Genomic DNA, 19098 nt, shown 5'->3' with positions numbered 1-19098 from the left:
GTTAATCTTCCTTCTTTTCTGCACTTATTCCTGAAAAACTGAATCTTGCAATAAGCCCTATACCAATTCTATCTCTAAGTACAGGTTCTTCATCATCATGAACTCTGAATAAATCATTGGTCTGGATTGACAAACCAGCCATTATCTTCTGCTTTTTGCTACTGAAAGCATTCAAGGCAACACCCAAGACTGTGTTATTTTTCAACTTTTTACTTCCATCATAAATTCTATGCCGGATATATGGATTAATCGCCAAAAAAACATCACTTGTATTGTTATCCTTGTCTTTGATAGGTGTAACCCAAACGTAGTCAAAGTTTAGAGAATGGCTTTTGAACTCTTCGTATTCTCCACTAAATGCCTTGACAGACGTAGAACTAGTAAATTGCCCATCTGTAATTGTTGTGTCTTTAGTAACTAATGTAAATTCCTGTTCTTCTAAATCAGATAAATTATTAGTTTGTCTAAGCTGATAACTGAACCCAAAAAAATGGTCGTCCATATATTGAATGTTATAACCCAATTCCGCATTCCATCCATTAAAATCTCTTTCTTCAAAACGGGATTCTACTGTTGTAGAATCTTGCCCTAAATCAAACTTAAAATTTGAACCATTTAAACCTCCTCTAAAATAAATTTTATGAAAGAAGAATTTCGTTTTTTCTCTTTCCAAATCATTAATAGATTTACTTTTCAATCGGGAATCACCCAAATCCCTTTTAAACTTATCGGTCCGTTTACCAACAATCACATCCAAAACCGTAGGGTCATATTTCCTCTCTTCGATAGGGACTTCGTTCAATTCAGCTTTTATAAGGTCTAAGGATTCTTTTATCTCCTTTGCAACTTCCTCATTATTTTCTAATAAATAATAGAAAGCAGTTTTATATATTACACTATCAATTTCTTTTTTGTTTAATAGAGATTCCAAAAACTCATAATATTTCTGCCTTGTATTATCAATTTCTAAATCAATTTTTTTCTTTTCTTTCTCTAACTTTGTTTTACGAATTTGGTCATCATCATTCAACCATTCTTTGTATCCTTTTCTCCCAAAAACAAAATTTGCTTCAGCGTTAGTGGCTACATTACCCCCTGAGAAAATGGAGGCTATTTCATTCTCAACTTTACCTTTTAAATCTCCACCAATTAACCATCCAGATTCGCTAGCTTTAAGTGGCTTTTTATTTTTTCTTAAATATGTCGCAAAATTGAAATTGGCCTCATTATCAGCAATGTCAAGGTTAAAATTAGTTGAAGGAAGTATAATTGTGCTAAAGCCATCCGCATCTTGTGATAAAGACTGACCAAACATAAGATTAGAACACAGCATTACGGTATAAAAAAGTAATTTTCGCATATCCTCATTTTTTCGGTTCGGTTTCCAATAATTGTTGTGGGTATGATCCCTCTTCTTTCAAAGGATTATCAATTAATTCCCGTTCATGTGGTACGCCAGGACCAGTAACTTTTATATTTTTTATATCTAAGGTCCAATTTCCCACACCTTCTCCTACTACTTTAACTCCGATTTCAAAAAGTCCCAAGGTTAAGTCAACATCTGATTGAGTTTGGTCATCTCCAGAATTCGATGACTGCCCCGACAAAAACAATTCAGCACTTGGGCTATCTGCGTTAAAACTATAAGTCACTTCTGCTTTATGTCCAGAACTATCCAGGGTTTCTGCCAATCCATCAGCAAAAACAAAAAATGGCGATTCCCTTACAATACCCTCTATTGTTTTAGTACTAGCAAGGCCTCTAAACTCCTTATGTATCTCGCTTATCGACTTCTGACCTAGTTTGACGCAATTAAAAATTTGCCGTTCCAAAGAACTCAATCTCAATGAAGTGATAATTTTTTTTTGTGTTATGTTATCTGCCATAATTCTTGTTTTGGTTATTTTTTTAAATATTCCTCTTAATTATTAAACCTATATGTGCTATGAACTTTTTTGTCGTTGACTTTATAGGATAAATCAAGACTATCAATAGATTTTATTTCATGTCGACTCAGGGTAATTAAACCTTTAAATTCACCAGACTCCTCTTGAATTATGTTCAACAAAACCGGGTCTTTTTTCTTCTTTTTAGTATCCTTCCCGAATAGTTCGACATGAATCTGTTCTACATTATCTAAATTTCCATTTATTACCAATTCATTCTCTTTCGTATGTGCAGTTACACTAATGAAGTTCTTAGGTATATCTAATTCTGGCTCTTGATTATGAAAATAGTTAGCCATCGGAAAACATATCAAAGAGAAAAATGTTGCTACCCCAACCCACCCCGACGATCTCTTAATATTTAAGGCGATTCTTGAGATTATAGCATTATAACTATCATTTATCTGGGTTGGACTCCTCATATCTGTATCTCTCATTTCAATTTTGCCAGCACCATAGGTAATAGCAAACTTTGCCATCCCTATAAAAAATATAGGTATGATAAACGAAACAAAAACCGATAACTCTTTTGATTGTAAAAACGTAGTATAACTGGCTCCACCTATAAAGGTACCTCCTGCCAAATAGTTTAAAAAGTTGTTTAATGATTTAATTCTGGCAGAAAGGCTGTCTAAACTCTCATCAATAAAGGTTCTAGCTTTTTTAAGCCAATAATCATCATATCTCTCAAAGTCCATTGCGATATCTTTTTCTTCAGAATTGTCACTCATTTTTCTTTATATTTTCAAGATAAATCTCCTTATCCTCAGTTAAGGGAATGTAGTTTCTATGACCAGACTCACAAAACACTAATAAATAATCTTTTACCTCGAGCTTTTCTTCGAATTGTTTTTTGTACAACTTTGAGAACAGTCTTGAAATATTGCTCCTTGAAATGATTTGATTAATACGCTCTCTTTCTGGTTCATCCAGCTTTTCCATTCCTTCTCCAAAATCGCTCGATTTTAAAATTCTATTTATATCTGAATTTATTGTTGCTGCGTTTTCCGCTACAGCGAGCTCTGGAGTTTTAGGAGCAAGAAGTAAAGGGAACTTCCCACTTCGGATATCTACGTAAAAATGAGGTGTAGAACAATCCGGATTTTGACAAGTGACTAGAATCATATTCGATTGATTTAAACAAAAAAACAGCTTATTAAATTAGCTGTAAATACCCATTATTAGGTATTTTAAACCGGGGGATGAAAGTGTAGGAGTATTAATAATTTGAGGAATTTGAATATACGTACATTCAAATAAAATAGACTGCACAAAAACCTTAAAAAAACTGGGGTTTTTCTACAATTTGAGTATTATTTACTGGGAAGTCACCTATTCGGTGAGCATCCTTTTTTGAAAAGTTCGGAAAACCCCTACTTATTGGGCTTTTGAAAGATAGGTTCTAGTCCCTCCGGCTCCACTTTTTAGAAACCACTCTAAAACAAAACCCTGTAATCAATTAATTTACAGGGTTTTTTATTTCATGAGGAAACTAACAACCACTTAATTATTTGAAGTAAAATAGAAGAACGAACTACACTGGCGGTAGAGTCCCATATTTACTTAACCCCATGAGAATATGCACTTCTACTGAGATTGACCAAAATGAAATGTTTAGGACATTGACTTACCAATTCCCTTACTTCAGTTTATAAATCCGCTTGATTTTTATTTCTTTTACTAGTGATTGCCCATCTGTCTCACCAGATTGAATCTGTTTTACGATATCCATACCTTCAATCACCTTTCCAAAAGCGGCAAAACCTTGTCCATCTGGATTACGCTTCCCTTCGAAATCAAGTTCAGGTTGGTCGTTAATACATATGAAAAAAGCAGCTGATGCGGTCCCTGGTGCCAATCTAGCCATTGAAACCGTTCCGTTTTTATGTAAAATCCCTGTATTATTGGTTGTTTCGTGAACAATGGGAGGTAATGCCAGGTCACCTGCAACGAAATTTCCTTGGATAACTTCTATTTTTTTTGGATTCACAGGCTGATTATCAACTCTTACAACTCTATAAAAACTTGCCCCTTCAAAGTTTTCATTTTCAACATATTGTTGAAAGTTTTTGACCGTTATTGGAGCCTTTTTTGGATATACCTGTATTACAATGTCTCCGACTTCCGTTTCTATGGTATAGATATGTTTTAATTCCACATCTTGCACAGTAGTCTCTGCACCTGTTTTTTCTTTACATTTAAAAGAACTATTCAGCACTAAAAGGCAGAAAAAACCAAATACCAAAGCTGGTGTTTTAAAAAAATTAAACATAGTTTTTGTTATTTTATGGCGTAAATCCTTTTTATCTCAATTTTCTTTTTCAGCATTTGACGATCAGTTTCACCTCCTTGGATCTTACGCACAACATCCATACCATCGATAACTTGCCCAAAGGCAGCAAAGCCTTGGCCATCTGGATTGCGTTTTCCCCCATAGTTAAGTTCTGGCTGATCGTTAATACAAATAAAGAACTCAGCAGCGGTAGTGCCCACATCCAACCTACCCATGGAAACTGTTCCATTCTTATGGGTCAGCCCTGTTTCTAGGGTTGTTTCGTGGGCGATTACTGGAAAGTAATGGTCCTTTCCAGTGAAATCACCTTGTATCACTTCAATCTTTACAGGGTTTATAGGTTGATTGTCTAATCGTACCACTCTATAGAAATAAGCGCCATCAAATTCTGCCTGATCCACATATTTAATAAAATTACCGACTGTTATGGGGGCCTTATCTTGGTATACTTCAAAAGTTATATCTCCAACCTCTGTTTCAATCACATAATGATTTTTAGAAACGGAGGAACAGCTTGTTAGAACGGCTAAAAGAAAAAAAGAAAGGATTGTTCTCATTAATCCAATATTTGAAAAGTTAATCAATAATTGAAACCGCAAAGTTGGTGCGCATGCTGCTATCAAATCGATCAACAACTCCACCATCTACATAATTGATAACAAAGCTTATGTTAAAAGAATCCCCAGCTCCCAAATCTCCAACTGAGAGATTTGGAAAGCCGCTAACTAACTCATTTGAAGATAAGGTCATTGTGGTTGGAAAATCAACAATAACTTCCTCTTCGATTACTGAGGATTCCCCGTTTACGCTACTAACGTAAGATTTATTTACAATAATGGATTGCACGGGTCTTTTATCACCTTTGAAACTCACGGTAAAGTCGAGTTCATAAGTGTTTACATCGGTTAAAGAAACTTCAACGGCACTAGCAACTGCTACATCCAATAACACCCCATATTCTGTTCCTTTTAAAAAATCTGGTACCACCTGGTTTTCGTCATCACTACAGGAAAGTGTTATACCAATTATGACTGCCAGAACGTATTTTATAATATTTTTCATTGTCTTATTTTTTAAGTTTAGTTGTCCCAGAAAACAAATTCATCATTATTGGGTGTGGTTGGTGGTGTAACACTGGACGGATAAGGAAATCTGTTTAGCGTTGGACTGGTCTGTACAACCAATGTTAGGTCATCTGGAATCCCAGTTCTACGCCAATCATTATATTGCTCCATTCCATTACCAAAAAGGTGTACATATTTTTCGAGCATTATCAGCTTTAACTTATCTGCATCACTAGAAGCATTGAAAGCTAATAGTCTATCGGCAACATAGGTATCTATTTGAGCAGTTGAAATCCCCGGGCCTACTCCTAAGTCGTTAACCTTTGCCATTGATTCCCGTATGCCTTCTTCAAACAATACCTCTACACTTGCAGAAGCGGTAATACCTAATGCCATTACAGCCTCAGCTTCAATAAAAATACGCATGGCGTTGGTCATCATTCTATAGGTTGCCGCTCCTTTTAGTCCCAAGTCGGCAGTAGTAATTCCGCCAGAACCATCATCGTATTTTCCTCCTGCAGGATATGCTCCATGGAAGGTTCTAGTGTCCTGGTCCTCAAAAGTGGATAAGCCATTAGGGTTACCGGAATCTCGTCCAATAAACACACCAGGGGTTTGGTTATATAGATAATACGGTATTCGAGGGTCATTATTACTTGTCAAAAGATCATTAAAATAGTTTGCTATTCTGTTATCCAACCGTGTCACATAATCAACTTCAAAAAGTGACATTCTGTTTTCAGGCGCAGCGGTGTCACCATACAAAAGTTGAAAATCGTCATCACTCGACTGTATAAGATTGTCTTGTGTTATCAAAGCCTCCATTTTGGGACCTACACTACTATCTACCAACCGTGTCTGGTTGTACATTTTAAGCAACAAGGTATTCCCCATTCTTTCCCACTTGGCAAGATCGCCACCATAAACTACGTCATCACTTCCCGGGGAAAGCACTGATGTTTTGTTCAAATCGCCCAGTGCTTCGATAATCAATGCTTCCAAACTGGCATAGATTTCGCTTCCCGAATCATAAGCGGGCATATCAATTTCAGCATTGAAGGCTTCGGAATAGGGAATGTCATTCCAAAGATCTACCATTAGGCTAAAGGTATAGGCCTTCATGAGCTTGGCTATTCCAACATAATGCCAATTTTCTTCTATAGTTCCTTGGGTAATAACATCTTCAAGATCCTTAAGACCACCACTATAAAGATTACTATTCCATAAACCATCAATAGTAGTTCTAGTGACCGTGTAGTTATCATATCTTGAATTGACCCTTGTTTGCACCGCACTTGAGGTAATCGCATTTACCAGGCTTGCAAAAGACTCTATCACAGACACTTGACCATGCGGCAACAACTCTATAACCGTTGCTGTTGTTGGGCTGTTTGGATTATCGTTAATATCTAGATCACATGATGAGAAAATTAACATCAATATGAAAAGATAGGGTGCTTTTTTATATATAATATTTTTCATCGAATTGTATTTATATCTATTAGAATGAGAGTTTTATGTTCAGGGCCATATTTTTTACCGTTGGTGGGGCATACTGCTCCACACCTTGTGCATTACCTGCTCCGTAAGTTGACACTTCAGGATCTAAATGAGGGTAATTAGGGGCCTTAAACCATAAATTCCTTCCCAATAAAGTCACGCTCATACTTCCGAATGGAAGTTTTTTCAACATCTGTTTTGTAAATGTATATCCTAAACTAAGTTCTCTAAGTCTAAAGACCGTGGCATCAAAAATCAATGATTCCGCGCTAAATCGATACTGATTACGTTGTGTACCGTTTGTAGCGCCACTCCAGTAATTCTGAGGGGAAATTTGAATATTGTTCGTTACGGTATTTCCATTTTGGTCCAACATGGGCTGTGTTGGGTCGTTCGGGTCTGCCAAAACACCAGGTAGAACATAGGTTCTATCCCTGTCCACAGCAGTTTCCTCTGTCAAACCAAAACCTCTTAGATATCCGTTGGATAGAGAAAGGATATCACCTCCTTGTTTCCAATCGAAAAGAAATCCTAGTTTGAAGCCTTTATAGGTCATGGTGTTGTTTATACCCATTAGAAAATCAGGATTTGGATCACCTACTATTTGTTGCCCTGGTGCCTTGGTGGGCAATCCAGTAAGGGCATTGATCAGCAGATTGCCATTGGCATCCCTATTTTGTACCTCACCTTCAATAACGCCATATGGTTCCCCAACACGTAAGATATTGCCGTATGCAGCAACCCTGTTTCCAGGATTTATTTGATCTAAACCATCGATAAGTTTTTCTACTTTACTTACATTTCTGGCGAAGGTTGTATAAATGTTCCAGCTGAAACCCTCCGGATTTAGAAAAGGATTCAAGTCAAGTCCTACTTCCCATCCTTTATTCGATATCTCTCCCGCATTCAATGTTTTTGTAAAATACCCAGTCGCCGCAGGTATGTTCACACTGAAAATCTGATCTTCCGTAATCTTACTATAGTAGGTAACATCGATTCCCACTCTGCCTTTCAAGAGATTAAGTTCGAGACCGGCTTCATATTCGGTGGTAAATTCCGGTTTTAAGTTTTCATTCCCTAAATTATCACCTACCTCAGTACCAGATATTCCATTAAAAGGAAATTGAAGCCCTGATCCGTCACCATTTATGGTATTGACGGTTTGGAGTAAATAAGGATCTGCATCATTCCCGATTTTAGTATAGGCCAATCTCAACTTGCCGAATGTGAAGAAATCCGATTTCACATTAAATGCGTCCGTAAAGTTAAAAGTGGTTGAGATGGACGGGTAAAAGAAACTTCTTTCTCCTTTGGGCAAGGTCGACGACCAGTCATTTCTTCCGGTCAGGTTCAAAAATAAATAGTCCTTATAAGAAAGTACCATATCACTGAAAAGCCCCACAATTCTCCTATGGCTAAAAGTAGATAAATCTGTAACCACCGATTCAGTATTGGTGATTCTTGAAATACCACGTTTAATAATACCTATACCCGTAAAGCTCGTAATGTCAGTTTTTCTTTGGTTGAAATTATGTCCCAACACCACTCTTAAATTGAGGTCTTCGGTCAATTGTTTCGACCCCGTAACGATAAAATCAGAAGATATTTCTGTAAAGGTAATATCATTGTCCGTAATGCTACCAGGAGAATTGAAACTACCTCTAGGGATGACCTGAATTCTGCTATCTGTATAGGTGTTGAGTCCAATTTTATAAGAAAAATTCAACCATTCGTTTGCCTTGTAGTCGGCAGAAAGGTATCCGTAAACCCTATTCACATCACTATCATAAGGCCCTTCTTGTGCCAACCATCTTGGATTGTCCCAAAATGTATATCGAAGTTGCTCTCCCGTGACTTCATCGATATATGGAAAACCAGTTAAATCATAGCTACGAGGCACAAACAAGGTTTGCCTATTAATACTGGATAATGTATTGTGCCCACCTGATAAGATTCCGTCTTGATGCGTATTAACGTAAGTTGCCGATGCCTTTATTTTTAAGCCGTTTTCAAGATTGGTCAACCCAGAAACCTTAATAGATGTTCTTTTAAGGCCTGTAAAGGGTATAAAGCCCTCATTATCAAGATTACTTGCTGTTACTGCAAAGGCATTTTTACCATCTCCACCTTGTGCCCTTATGGATGTTTCTCTTTGGAAACCTGTTCTGTAAAAATCTTTTACATTGTTTGGAAACGCTCTGTAAGGAACTGCGTCACCCACATGATTGATATATTTGATTACGCCATCATCCGAAAACAAACCACCATTACCGTCCAAATTGGGATCATCAAACGCCGGACCCCAAGATTCTGTAGCAACAGGACTAAAGGTATATTGTCCATTTAGATAATTTCCCTGGCCATATTTATTCTGATAATCGGGAAACCTTGAGATGGTCTCTGCTCCTACAGTATTCGATATTTCCACTTCCATTCCTTTTCTAGAGGCACTACCCGATCGGGTCGTAATGATGATTACCCCATTTGAAGCTCGCGAACCATATAATGCCGCGGCCGCCCCTCCTTTTAAGACCGTCATACTAGCAATATCATTGGGGTCAAGGTCCAAAGCCCTATTGGAATACGAAGATGAAGCACCGGCTAAATCTGCTGTACTGGTAGTTGAATTATCGAATGGAATACCATCTACCACAAAGAGCGGTTGGTTGTTTCCTGTTGCTGAATTGTTCCCCCTAATAATGATGTTCGTAGAAGAACCCGAAGCGCCTCCAGATCCAGAGATATTTACCCCTGCCACTTTACCACTCAAAGCCCTTAAAACATCTGCCTCAGCTTTATCGGCCAATTGATCCCCTTTAACTTCTGAAACGGCATAGGAAAGTGTCTTTTTATTTCGTTCAATACCCAAAGCGGTAACTACCACTTCATCAAGTGCGTTGGCATCTTCCCTTAATTGTGTATTGATTGTTGTACGCTGGTCAATAGCCACCTCTTTCGATTCATAGCCTATGTATGAGAACACAAGATGTGTAGTTGAAGTGGGCACTTTTAAAGAATAAAGACCATCAAAATCAGTAACAGCACCTACTGTTGTGCCTTTGGCAACAACTGTAGCTCCAATGAGGGGCACATTCAATTCATCTGTCACAAGCCCCGTTATTGTAAGGTCTTGGGTTACGTTTACACCCCTTTTTGTGGCCAATACTTTTTGAGCCTTTTTTGAATTGGGATATAACAGAATATCATCGCCATTCTCAATATCCCTAAGTTCATTCAGCTTTTCTTTTAACCTTTCTAGCTTGTTCTTCCCATTTCTATTGTTCTTATAGATGACAATATACTTATCGCCAATCGTCTCAAATTTTAAATTAGTGCCACTCAGTAAAGAGTTAACCACAACTTCTATTTCCGTTTCTCTACTAAAAAGCTCACTTAAAGACACCTCAACTTCTACATTCTCCAGTAGTTTGGTTTCATAGCTGAAGAATACATGGTAATTCTCACTCGCCGCCTGTAAAGCATCCGTGAGTTTTATTTTGTTAACTTTTGAAAAGGCATAAGATGGGTCCTTATTCGTTTCAGACAAATTGGCTGATGCATAGCTGCTGCTCAAAATGAAAGCCAACAGTAGAATGCCTCTTTTGAAGACAATAGATTTTTTCATAAATTTGGTCGTTAATTAGTTGTATTATATTGCAATTAGTGGGGGTAATCTTGTTCAGAAGATTATCCCTTTTTTATTTGATAAACTCAGCCCCAATTATTCTCTCAATAGTAGTTACCGCAACTTCTTGGTTTGTAATTGAAACTCCTACGGTAACTTCTTTATCTCTGAGTGCATTGTCTTTAAGTTTTAGTTGAATCCCGTATACGTCTTCCATCTTGGCCAACACAACATGTAAAGGTGTATTTGTATACGTCATAACCCCATCTCTCCATGAAGTTTCATCCTTTTTCGCCCTTTGTTTCTCAGGTAATTTTCGGCTTTTGGCCTTATACGTTATTTTTTCACCGGGAGCCATGAGGAGTTGCTTGTTCAAATTGCCTTTTATATCAAGCTTGATTTTTCCCTTATCCAAAATTACTTTGGTATCTTCTTTTCTATTATCAACATTAAATGCTGTTCCCAAAACCTCAACATTAACATCGTCAGTGATAACAATAAATTTAGCCTGTGTTTCTTCTATCGTAGTTACATCAAAGTAGGCTTCTCCATCTAACCATACTTTACGGTCAACTGTTTCGTCCCATTTCTTGGCTAATCTTAATTTGGAATTGGCACCCAAAGTAACATGGGTTCCATCTGGAAGTTCAATTTTCTTATACTCCCCGTAAGCAGTAGTGTAGTAATCTGTGTTAATGTTTTTGTAGAATAAACTGAAAGCCACCAATACAACTATAGAAGCTGCAGCCACATAATTGAATACTCTTTTCCGGTTTCTTTTAAGAACCCGTACTTTGCCCGGTGCTTCATTGGCATACTTGGAAACAAATTCTTGGTACTTTTCTTGAATTTGTACTTCACTTACCTTATTGCTATCGTAATATTCATGAACACCTTCTAAAAAAAGTCTCGCTTTTTCAATATCCAAGGATTTAGTTGGGTGTTCTTCCAAGAAAGCATCCCAAAAAGTATTTACTGCCTTATTTGGTGCGTATACCCACTCTCTAAAATAAGAGTCCTTGATGAAGTCTTCAAAAAGATAATTTTTAAAATTTTTATGGCTCATTTAGCAATGCTATTTATAGTAGAAGCCGCAAAACATAAAAATGTAACCTTGGAAAATAGATTTTTTTTAAAAAAACTTTTTTAAGCTAAAAAAGCAGACACTATAAAAGCCCTTATTTTTTCTGAAAATATGGAGTCTTTCAGTTTTTTAAGGGCTCTGGAAACATAGTTTCTAGCCACTTGATTGCTCACGTTCATTATGTCTTCGATTTCCTTATAGGAAAAGTTAGCATAATATTTTAGGAAGATGATTTCCTTTTGCTTGTCCGGTAATTTTTCTATGGCATTTTTCAAGTTCATTTTTAGACATGAACTTTCCTCAGCTTGCATTATTTCCTTTTCCACTGAGGTAATGGACTTTTCATTAACCAGGGTCACCAAGTAATTATCCTTACTTTTTTTGGAACGGTTATCCTTAATAATACGATGAATCAGGTTTTTTCGAATCGCTTTGCATGCAAACGCTTCAAAATTTTTAATGTCCTTTAATTTTTCTGAATGTTCCAAAGTCCAAACAAAAAAGTTTTGAACGGTATCTTCCACTTTTACGGAATCATTATGCACAAGGCAACCATATTGGTATAGTTTGCCATAGTACTTTCTGTATAATGATTCCACCATTTTTTCTCAACTTAATGGTTATATCAAGGATACTCATTATTTATAGTGTCCAAAATAAATAATTGCTCTTTCCTAAAACTGCGTATTGTTTTATGCTATTTCCGCTGCAGTGAGTACTAAATTACAGAAATTTAAAGAACATGTTCCCATGCCGTAATAGAGAGTCAAACTGATTAGGAAATTTCTTTCTTGGTTTTGTGGGAACGGTAAACCGTTATGTATCATGGGATTGATTGAGATGTTTACATGGAAGGTGAAAAGTGAAAAAAAATCCTACTTGGCTTCATTGATAAAAAATACTATACAGCTATGTTCTTAAACTCTGCGGCTCTGTTTTTCCAACTAGAAAACTGGTCAAAAAGCTTTATTTTTCGATAAAATCAGCTTCATTTACCATTTATCCTGTCTTCTCTTCCTTTATCGATTCCTTTATGACAACGCCTTAGGTCTTCCCAACTTTGCCTCAAAGAAGTTCCCAATGAAAGCAATACTTAACAACATTAAAAAAGAGTTTTCTACACCGGATAATTTAAACGCAGCCATTAGTTGTTTAATCATCTCTATTACCGTTTTCTTTATAATGGCGGTGCTAGGTAGGAATACATTGTTGTAATTCCTTCCTATTATTGTCTGAGGCAAGGTTCAACGACCATTCTTAACCAAAAACCACTCTCCTATTTGGTGGCTTTTTACTTTATCCATAAATTCAATAATTAATTGTTTTTAAGGATTTGTACACCATTATAGACATAGAGACCACCGGCAATGGCATTAAAGGAAACAAGATTACCGAAATCGCTGTTTTTAAATACGATGGTGAGCAGATTATTGATGAGTTCACCTCTCTGGTAAACCCGCAATGCCCCATTCCGCATTTTATAACCGGTCTTACCGGTATTGACAATCAACTTGTCCAAAACGCACCAACTTTTTCTGAAATTGCAGATAAAGTCTTTGAGATTACCAAAGACAGTATTTTTGTGGCCCATGCCGTAAACTTTGATTATGGGGTTATCAAAGAAGAGTTTAGACAGATAGAGGTTGATTTTACCAGAAAAAAACTGTGTACCGTTCGCTTATCGCGTAAACTTATTCCTGGTTTACAATCCTATAGTTTAGGTAAACTGTGTTCTGCCATTAACATTCCACTTAAAGACAGGCACCGTGCCAGAGGAGATGCTCATGCAACGGTTTTATTATTTCAAAAACTACTTAAAGCGCCTGATTCAGAAACTGTTTTTCAAAAATTTCTGAATGCTAGAAGCCAAGAAGCTACCCTACCTCCCCATTTATCAAAATCTGTTTTCAATAAAATTCCGCAGAAGCCAGGCATTTACTATTTTAAAAATCAGAAGGGTGAAATTATTTATGTAGGGAAGGCGATCAACCTTAAAAAAAGAGTCTTGGGTCATTTTTATGACAAAAGCACCAAAGAAACCCAAATGTGCAGCGAAACAGCTGATATTGATTTTAAACTCTCTGGAAGTGAACTTGTGGCATTACTGATGGAATCTGCCGAAATAAAAAAACACTTTCCACCGTACAACAGAGCCCAAAAACGAATTGTAAAGAAGTATGCCATATTTGCGTATGAGGATAGAAAAGGAATTATCCACTTGGCTTTTAATGTTATAAAAGGAGTTCCAAATCCGCTTAAAATATTCTACAATCAAACAGATTGCAGGGCCTATTTACATGAAATATGCAAAGTGTTTGCGCTCTGTCCAAAATATTGTCATTTACAAGAGACCAATGCGGCATGCTCCCATCATGAATTAACTTCTTGTGACGGGGTATGTAGGGGTGATGAGCCCATACCCCTGTATAACAAAAAAGTCGAAGCTGCTATTAAAGACATGAAAGCTATACAGTCTGAGGTTAGAATTATTAAGGAAAAAGGTAGAAATGAAGACGAAAATGCTGTTGTTCTTATTATGGAAGGTATGTATAGAGGGTATGGGTTCATTGATCAGCAATTGGAAGTTTCTTCACTAACTGATATAGAAGCCTTTATTGTTCCACAAAAAAACACAGTTGAAACAGAGAGAATACTCAATTCCTACTTATTAAGAAATGATGAGATGAGTAAAGTGAAAACCGTTTTTGAAACTTAGTAAAACAAGTAAAATTAGTCTTTAATTTTCTTATACATACGCACAACAAAAAGCACCCAGGCAAGAAATATTACTGCAACTAAAATGGAATAACCTAAGACAAAATCCATTATTTCTTATATTTCAAATAATTCATAAAACCTAAAATGGTTGGTGCCCAAAATGCTATAAAAATAGCATCCATCTTGTTTCCTTGAAGGAAAAGTACTTCTGAGACAATGATAATTGATATCACTACCAAGAGCATAATGCAATTCATTGCTCCTACTCTCTCAATAAAATTTCTGAACATGTTTTTCGTAAAATTACTTCTACTAAGATACTTAATATAACGAAGGGAAGTTTATAAAAATTGTGATTTTCTTAACATTTATTTTTAGAGGAAATACCTTACACAAATAGTTTTACACTAAATATACTATCTCCATGTTTTATATAGTCAAAACCTGTATGCAATTCTCTTTGTGCAACTGCGTATGGATAAAAAGTAATTGGTTCTATGCAAACCATGTTTCTAACCTCCGTCCAACACATAAAATGTTTAAAACCTTCGGTTTTTATGGTGATATCTTTCTTATCCTTTAAAGTAATTGATTTACAATTTTCAACTTGTAAAGCTCTGCTTCCAACCGCCAATACCTCATCCAAAGTAATTTCCTTGCTATCAGCAAGAATTACAGGATTTGCAATATGTAGTTTAAATGCAGGATGATACCCTAACATAAAGGGCATATCCCGTTCCCCAGAAATGGTGAAGGTGATTTCTAAATTATCTTTCTTTAACTCAAAAGACTTTTCAAAAGCAAAGGTATATGGCCAAAACAACCATTCCTTGTTCGATTTTTTAGGGAATTTAGAGTTTCTGACCCGTGTTCCCATTTCATATTCTTTTCTGAAAACTGCTGATGTTTCTGTTTGAGAAATTAATTCGTATTCCAATTCGCGCAACAATCCATGTTGATCTTGAATTGCTCCATTTCCTCGCGGCACCTGTACTCTAAAGTCAATTTCATTCAATGGCCCAATAATAGGGAACATCTCCGTATCTGCACTTCGCCAGCCAGGACTTCCTTTTTGGTGAATAAATTCATGTTCTTCAGCTATAAAGCTTACAAGTTCACCTTTATCAATCCCTGCAGTACAATTTTCTTTTTTAAGGTGTACCATTATTTGGTATTAATCAATCCATAAATCAAAATCGCTCTGTACATATTGGCTGATTTTGATTCTAATGTAAAGAAAATTTAGTCTATATATCCCTTCTCTCGCATCCAATCATCATTGAACATCTTACCCACATAACGACTACCATGATCATGGAATAAAACTACTACCACATCATCTTTGGAAAAATGTTCTTCCAACTGCAACAGTCCCTTTATTGCCGCTCCCGCAGAGTTACCCAAGAACATACCTTCTTCTTTTGCCAAGCGTTGTGTATAAACTGCTGCATCCTTGTCCGTTACTTTAGTAAAACCATCGATAATATCAAAATCAACGTTCTTAGGCAAAATATCTTCCCCTATCCCTTCGGTAACGTATGGATAAATTTCATTTTCATCAAAAATACCGGTCTCATGATATTTTTTAAACACAGAACCGTAGGTATCAATTCCCCAAACCTTAATATTCGGATTTTGTTCTTTAAGATATTTACCAACGCCTGAAACCGTTCCACCCGTGCCGACTCCCACTACAAAATGGGTCACTTTTCCAGCGGTCTGATTCCATATTTCAGGCCCCGTACTCTGATAATGTGCTTTGGCGTTACTTGGGTTATCATACTGGTTTACATACCAAGAGTTTGGAATTTCCGTGGATAAACGTCTAGCTGTGGAATAATAGCTTTTAGGGTCCTCTGGAGCTACATCTGTGGGACAAACATGCACTTCGCTCCCAACAGCTTTAAGAATATCTATTTTTTCTTTTGATTGTTTGTCACTGATGACACAAATCATTTTATACCCTTTGACCACTGCTGCCAAAGCCAGCCCCATTCCTGTATTTCCTGAAGTTCCCTCGATAATCGTACCACCTGGCTTTAAAACTCCAGAAGCCTCAGCATCTTCTACCATTTGAAGCGCCATTCTATCCTTTACGGAGTTTCCTGGGTTAAAAGTTTCGTACTTAGCCAAGACCATGCAAGGAAGGTCGGCAGTCAATTTATTGAGTTTTACCAATGGGGTATTACCAATGGTTTCAAGAATGTTATTTGCATATTCCATAATGGTGGCAAAGATAGTTTTTTGAGTTGTGCGACCATATCAATATTGCCCAAAAAAGACCACTAAAGTTATTGGCCACTATTCAAATTTAATTGCCTTGACCGGAGTTATTTTGGTTATGATGTAGGAGGGTACTAAAAGCATGACCAAGCATAGTAACATTACTCCAAGATTTAACAACAGAACCGTGGAAATATCAATATGCACTGGAATATACTCGATATAGTATTCCTCAGGATTGGGAAATTTAAACAACCGGAATTTATCTTGAAGGCAGAGCAATGCCAAACCAATACCATTGCCCCATAGCAACCCAATCGCTATCAAGTAGGTAGCATTATACAAAAACACTTTACGAATGCTCCAATTCTCAGAACCTAAAGCTTTTAAGACTCCAATCATTTGGGTTCGCTCCAAAATGAGCACTAAGAGCGCTGTAATCATGTTTATTCCCCCTACAATGATCATTATCCCAATGATAAGTGCAATATTAAAATCGAACAGGCTGATCCATTCAAAGATTCTGAAGTATTTGGTTTTAATATTTTGGGTATCTAGATCGGAGAGTGTTTTTCCATAGATTTCATTGCTTTTCTCTTCAAGTTGGTCAAAATCTTCCAGAAATACTTCAAAATTACCTATTTCGTTGGATGTCCATTTGTTCATTCGCTGTATATGCCGAATGTCCACAAAGACATAGGTAGCATCAAACTCTTCAAAACCACTATCATAAATCCCCGTAATTTTGAACCTTCTATTATTGGGAACCCTGGATGCATCGCCATCTTTTAAGAAAAAAGAGAAAAAAGAATCATCAACTTTTAGTTGCAACCGATTTGCCATCATCCTCGATACCAATACCTCATCATTCAGTTTTCCTGAATAATCCGGTAATCTTCCATCAACAATGTATTCTTCAAAAACAGTCCAATTATAGTCTTGGCCCACTCCTTTGGCGAGCATACCTTCAAAGGTGTCTTCTGTTCTTATAATTCCGCCTTTGGTTGCTACTGCCTGAACATGGGAAACCCCTTCAACATCTTTGAATTTGGGATAAAAATCTTGCTCTAAAGAAACTGGGGCTACTGAAACTTCAGAAGTATTGTTATCGTAATTTGAAATTTGAATATGACCGTTAAAAGCAGCAACTTTCTCTCTAATCTTGTGTTTTAGCCCCACTCCAGTAGCAATGGCAATAAGCATCATTACAATACCAATTGCAATAGCCGCAATGGCAATTTTTATTATAGGGGCGGAAATGCTAATTTTATGCTCCTTCCCTGTAATCAGGCGCTTGGCTATAAACAATTCTAAATTCAACGAATGCCCATTTTTTCTATTTTCAAAAGTACAGTTTTATTGTTGGTTTTACTGTTTTCTTCATGTAGGGGACAGGAAAAAGAAAGTAAGCTCACAGCTATAAACGGAGAAACAGATTCTATACCAAGAATCACTGTTGCTGCCAATAGAACGCAAGCATACCTTCCACTGCTCAAAAACAAAATTGTTGGGGTTGTTGCCAACCAAACCAGTGTGGTTTTCAAAGAAAATGGACATACACATCTGGTAGATTCTTTGCTCTCTTTGCAGGTTAACATTAAAAAGGTCTTTGCTCCAGAACATGGCTTTCGTGGAAAAGCTGATGCGGGTGAACATGTAGAAGATGGTGTCGATTCCAAAACGGGACTTCCCATTTTTTCTCTTCACGGAAAAAACAAAAAACCTTCCAAAGAACAATTAGAAGGACTTGATCTTGTCGTTTTTGACATTCAGGATGTTGGAGTACGGTTTTACACCTATATCGCTACATTACAGCTGGTAATGGAGGCCTGCGCAGAAAGTAACATTCCCATTATTGTCCTGGACAGACCAAACCCAAATGGGCAATACGTTGATGGCCCAACCATGAAAAAAGAACATACCGGTTTTTTAGGCATGACCACAATTCCTCTGGTATATGGGATGACAATTGGTGAATATGCAAAAATGCTTAATTCTGAAGGATGGTTAAAAGGAGGCATCACTGCTGATTTGAGTGTAATTCCACTCAAAAATTACAGTCATAACTCCAAATATCATATCCCAATAAGGCCCTCCCCCAACCTTCCAAATGATGTTTCCATTAACCTTTATCCTAGTTTAGGGTTGTTTGAAGGCACCAATGTTAATGCTGGTCGTGGAACTGAATTTCAGTTTCAACGGTATGGTGCTTCTTTTTTGGATAGCGCCCAATATGATTTTACCTATGTACCTAAACCTAATTTTGGTTCCAAACATCCAAAAGAACAGGGTAAAACTTCCTATGGTAGAGATTTATCTCAGTCTGAACGAATAGAATCAGTTTCTTTGCGATGGCTACTTGATGCATATATGAATACTGTGGACAAGTCAAAGTTCTTTATTACCAAATCCTTTACCAAACATGCTGGAACACCCGAGTTACAAAAACAAATTGAAGAGGGGTTAAGTGAATCAGAAATAAAAGCCACTTGGCAAGAAGACCTGGAAGCTTTCAAAAAAATAAGAGCTAAATATTTAATCTACGATTAGCATCGCCAACGTTTTACAAAACTTTAAACAGAATCATAGTACAAGGCATAATTTTTGTACAAATCCTTACTTACCACAGTGGCCGAATTAATGAT

General features: G+C 36.8%; 17 protein-coding genes. 3 read left to right on the top strand and 14 right to left on the bottom strand.

All coding sequences use genetic code 11. The annotated features are described in order from the left end of the window. Position 1: 1 nt before the first annotated feature. From LV704_RS13020 to LV704_RS12970, 11 genes are all read right to left on the bottom strand, one after another. Complete coding sequence (locus LV704_RS13020) at positions 2-1360, bottom strand: hypothetical protein (RefSeq protein ID WP_163423504.1); 1359 nt, start codon at positions 1358-1360, stop codon at positions 2-4. Positions 1361-1364: 4 nt separating this feature from the next. After that, positions 1365-1886: a hypothetical protein gene (locus LV704_RS13015; protein ID WP_163423505.1), complete on the bottom strand. Its 522-nt coding sequence runs from the start codon at positions 1884-1886 to the stop codon at positions 1365-1367. Positions 1887-1921: 35 nt separating this feature from the next. Next, positions 1922-2677, bottom strand: coding sequence for a hypothetical protein (locus LV704_RS13010; protein ID WP_163423506.1), 756 nt, complete (start codon positions 2675-2677; stop codon positions 1922-1924). Then, positions 2670-3071 carry a hypothetical protein gene (locus LV704_RS13005; RefSeq protein WP_163423507.1) on the bottom strand — a complete coding sequence of 134 codons (402 nt, stop codon included), beginning with the start codon at positions 3069-3071 and terminating at the stop codon, positions 2670-2672. Before LV704_RS13005 ends, LV704_RS13010 begins: the two co-directional genes overlap by 8 nt. A 514-nt stretch (positions 3072-3585) precedes the next feature. After that, positions 3586-4218: a peptidylprolyl isomerase gene (locus tag LV704_RS13000; RefSeq protein ID WP_163423508.1), complete on the bottom strand. Its 633-nt coding sequence runs from the start codon at positions 4216-4218 to the stop codon at positions 3586-3588. Positions 4219-4226: 8 nt separating this feature from the next. After that, positions 4227-4796, bottom strand: a complete 570-nt coding sequence (locus LV704_RS12995; protein WP_163423509.1) for a peptidylprolyl isomerase — start codon at positions 4794-4796, stop codon at positions 4227-4229. Positions 4797-4815: 19 nt separating this feature from the next. Continuing rightward, positions 4816-5301, bottom strand: a complete 486-nt coding sequence (locus LV704_RS12990; RefSeq protein WP_163423510.1) for a hypothetical protein — start codon at positions 5299-5301, stop codon at positions 4816-4818. Between the two features lie 17 nt (positions 5302-5318). Further along, a complete protein-coding gene (locus tag LV704_RS12985; protein ID WP_163423511.1) occupies positions 5319-6785 on the bottom strand; it encodes a SusD/RagB family nutrient-binding outer membrane lipoprotein in 1467 nt (488 codons plus the stop codon). A gap of 19 nt (positions 6786-6804) precedes the next feature. Next, a complete protein-coding gene (locus LV704_RS12980) occupies positions 6805-10428 on the bottom strand; it encodes a SusC/RagA family TonB-linked outer membrane protein (RefSeq protein ID WP_163423512.1) in 3624 nt (1207 codons plus the stop codon). A 73-nt stretch (positions 10429-10501) separates the two neighbouring features. Further along, a complete protein-coding gene (locus LV704_RS12975) occupies positions 10502-11494 on the bottom strand; it encodes a FecR family protein (protein ID WP_163423513.1) in 993 nt (330 codons plus the stop codon). A gap of 80 nt (positions 11495-11574) precedes the next feature. After that, a complete protein-coding gene (locus LV704_RS12970) occupies positions 11575-12114 on the bottom strand; it encodes an RNA polymerase sigma factor (protein WP_163423514.1) in 540 nt (179 codons plus the stop codon). 478 nt (positions 12115-12592) lie between these two features. Here LV704_RS12970 and LV704_RS19975 point away from each other — a divergent pair, with 478 nt between their 5' ends. Together LV704_RS19975 and LV704_RS12965 are read left to right on the top strand one after the other, a co-directional pair. After that, a complete protein-coding gene (locus tag LV704_RS19975) occupies positions 12593-12727 on the top strand; it encodes a hypothetical protein (RefSeq protein WP_255695521.1) in 135 nt (44 codons plus the stop codon). A gap of 118 nt (positions 12728-12845) precedes the next feature. Further along, positions 12846-14228, top strand: coding sequence for an exonuclease domain-containing protein (locus LV704_RS12965; protein WP_163423515.1), 1383 nt, complete (start codon positions 12846-12848; stop codon positions 14226-14228). A gap of 390 nt (positions 14229-14618) precedes the next feature. On the opposite strand, the gene LV704_RS12960 is transcribed toward LV704_RS12965, so the two are convergent. The 3 genes from LV704_RS12960 to LV704_RS12950 all read right to left on the bottom strand — a co-directional run bounded on the left by LV704_RS12960 (position 14619) and on the right by LV704_RS12950 (position 17773). Continuing rightward, complete coding sequence (locus tag LV704_RS12960) at positions 14619-15395, bottom strand: aldose 1-epimerase (RefSeq protein WP_163423516.1); 777 nt, start codon at positions 15393-15395, stop codon at positions 14619-14621. A 77-nt stretch (positions 15396-15472) separates the two neighbouring features. Continuing rightward, positions 15473-16453: a PLP-dependent cysteine synthase family protein gene (locus LV704_RS12955; protein WP_163423517.1), complete on the bottom strand. Its 981-nt coding sequence runs from the start codon at positions 16451-16453 to the stop codon at positions 15473-15475. Positions 16454-16531: 78 nt separating this feature from the next. Further along, on the bottom strand, positions 16532-17773 hold the full coding sequence (locus tag LV704_RS12950) for an ABC transporter permease (protein WP_163423518.1): 1242 nt from the start codon (positions 17771-17773) through the stop codon (positions 16532-16534). Between the two features lie 3 nt (positions 17774-17776). Here LV704_RS12950 and LV704_RS12945 point away from each other — a divergent pair, with 3 nt between their 5' ends. Next, on the top strand, positions 17777-19003 hold the full coding sequence (locus tag LV704_RS12945; protein ID WP_163423519.1) for an exo-beta-N-acetylmuramidase NamZ domain-containing protein: 1227 nt from the start codon (positions 17777-17779) through the stop codon (positions 19001-19003). Positions 19004-19098 lie beyond the last annotated feature (95 nt).

It is taken from the genome of Flagellimonas sp. CMM7 (assembly GCF_021390195.1).
GTDB lineage: Bacteria > Bacteroidota > Bacteroidia > Flavobacteriales > Flavobacteriaceae > Flagellimonas.
The sequence above is the reverse complement of the archived record's forward strand: the minus strand, read 5'-3'. Positions and strand labels throughout refer to the sequence as shown.

Bases quoted from the DNA above. Each gene is read 5' to 3' on its own strand.
- LV704_RS12955 (WP_163423517.1), bottom strand. From the start codon at position 16,453: ATGGAATATGCAAATAACATTCTTGAAACCATTGGTAATACCCCATTG.
- LV704_RS12980 (WP_163423512.1), bottom strand. From the start codon at position 10,428: ATGAAAAAATCTATTGTCTTCAAAAGAGGCATTCTACTGTTGGCTTTC.
- LV704_RS19975 (WP_255695521.1), top strand. From the start codon at position 12,593: ATGAAAGCAATACTTAACAACATTAAAAAAGAGTTTTCTACACCGGAT.
- LV704_RS12995 (WP_163423509.1), bottom strand. From the start codon at position 4,796: ATGAGAACAATCCTTTCTTTTTTTCTTTTAGCCGTTCTAACAAGCTGT.
- LV704_RS12970 (WP_163423514.1), bottom strand. From the start codon at position 12,114: ATGGTGGAATCATTATACAGAAAGTACTATGGCAAACTATACCAATAT.
- LV704_RS13005 (WP_163423507.1), bottom strand. From the start codon at position 3,071: ATGATTCTAGTCACTTGTCAAAATCCGGATTGTTCTACACCTCATTTT.
- LV704_RS12990 (WP_163423510.1), bottom strand. From the start codon at position 5,301: ATGAAAAATATTATAAAATACGTTCTGGCAGTCATAATTGGTATAACA.
- LV704_RS13020 (WP_163423504.1), bottom strand. From the start codon at position 1,360: ATGCGAAAATTACTTTTTTATACCGTAATGCTGTGTTCTAATCTTATG.
- LV704_RS12985 (WP_163423511.1), bottom strand. From the start codon at position 6,785: ATGAAAAATATTATATATAAAAAAGCACCCTATCTTTTCATATTGATG.
- LV704_RS13010 (WP_163423506.1), bottom strand. From the start codon at position 2,677: ATGAGTGACAATTCTGAAGAAAAAGATATCGCAATGGACTTTGAGAGA.
- LV704_RS12975 (WP_163423513.1), bottom strand. From the start codon at position 11,494: ATGAGCCATAAAAATTTTAAAAATTATCTTTTTGAAGACTTCATCAAG.
- LV704_RS13015 (WP_163423505.1), bottom strand. From the start codon at position 1,886: ATGGCAGATAACATAACACAAAAAAAAATTATCACTTCATTGAGATTG.
- LV704_RS12960 (WP_163423516.1), bottom strand. From the start codon at position 15,395: ATGGTACACCTTAAAAAAGAAAATTGTACTGCAGGGATTGATAAAGGT.
- LV704_RS13000 (WP_163423508.1), bottom strand. From the start codon at position 4,218: ATGTTTAATTTTTTTAAAACACCAGCTTTGGTATTTGGTTTTTTCTGC.
- LV704_RS12945 (WP_163423519.1), top strand. From the start codon at position 17,777: ATGCCCATTTTTTCTATTTTCAAAAGTACAGTTTTATTGTTGGTTTTA.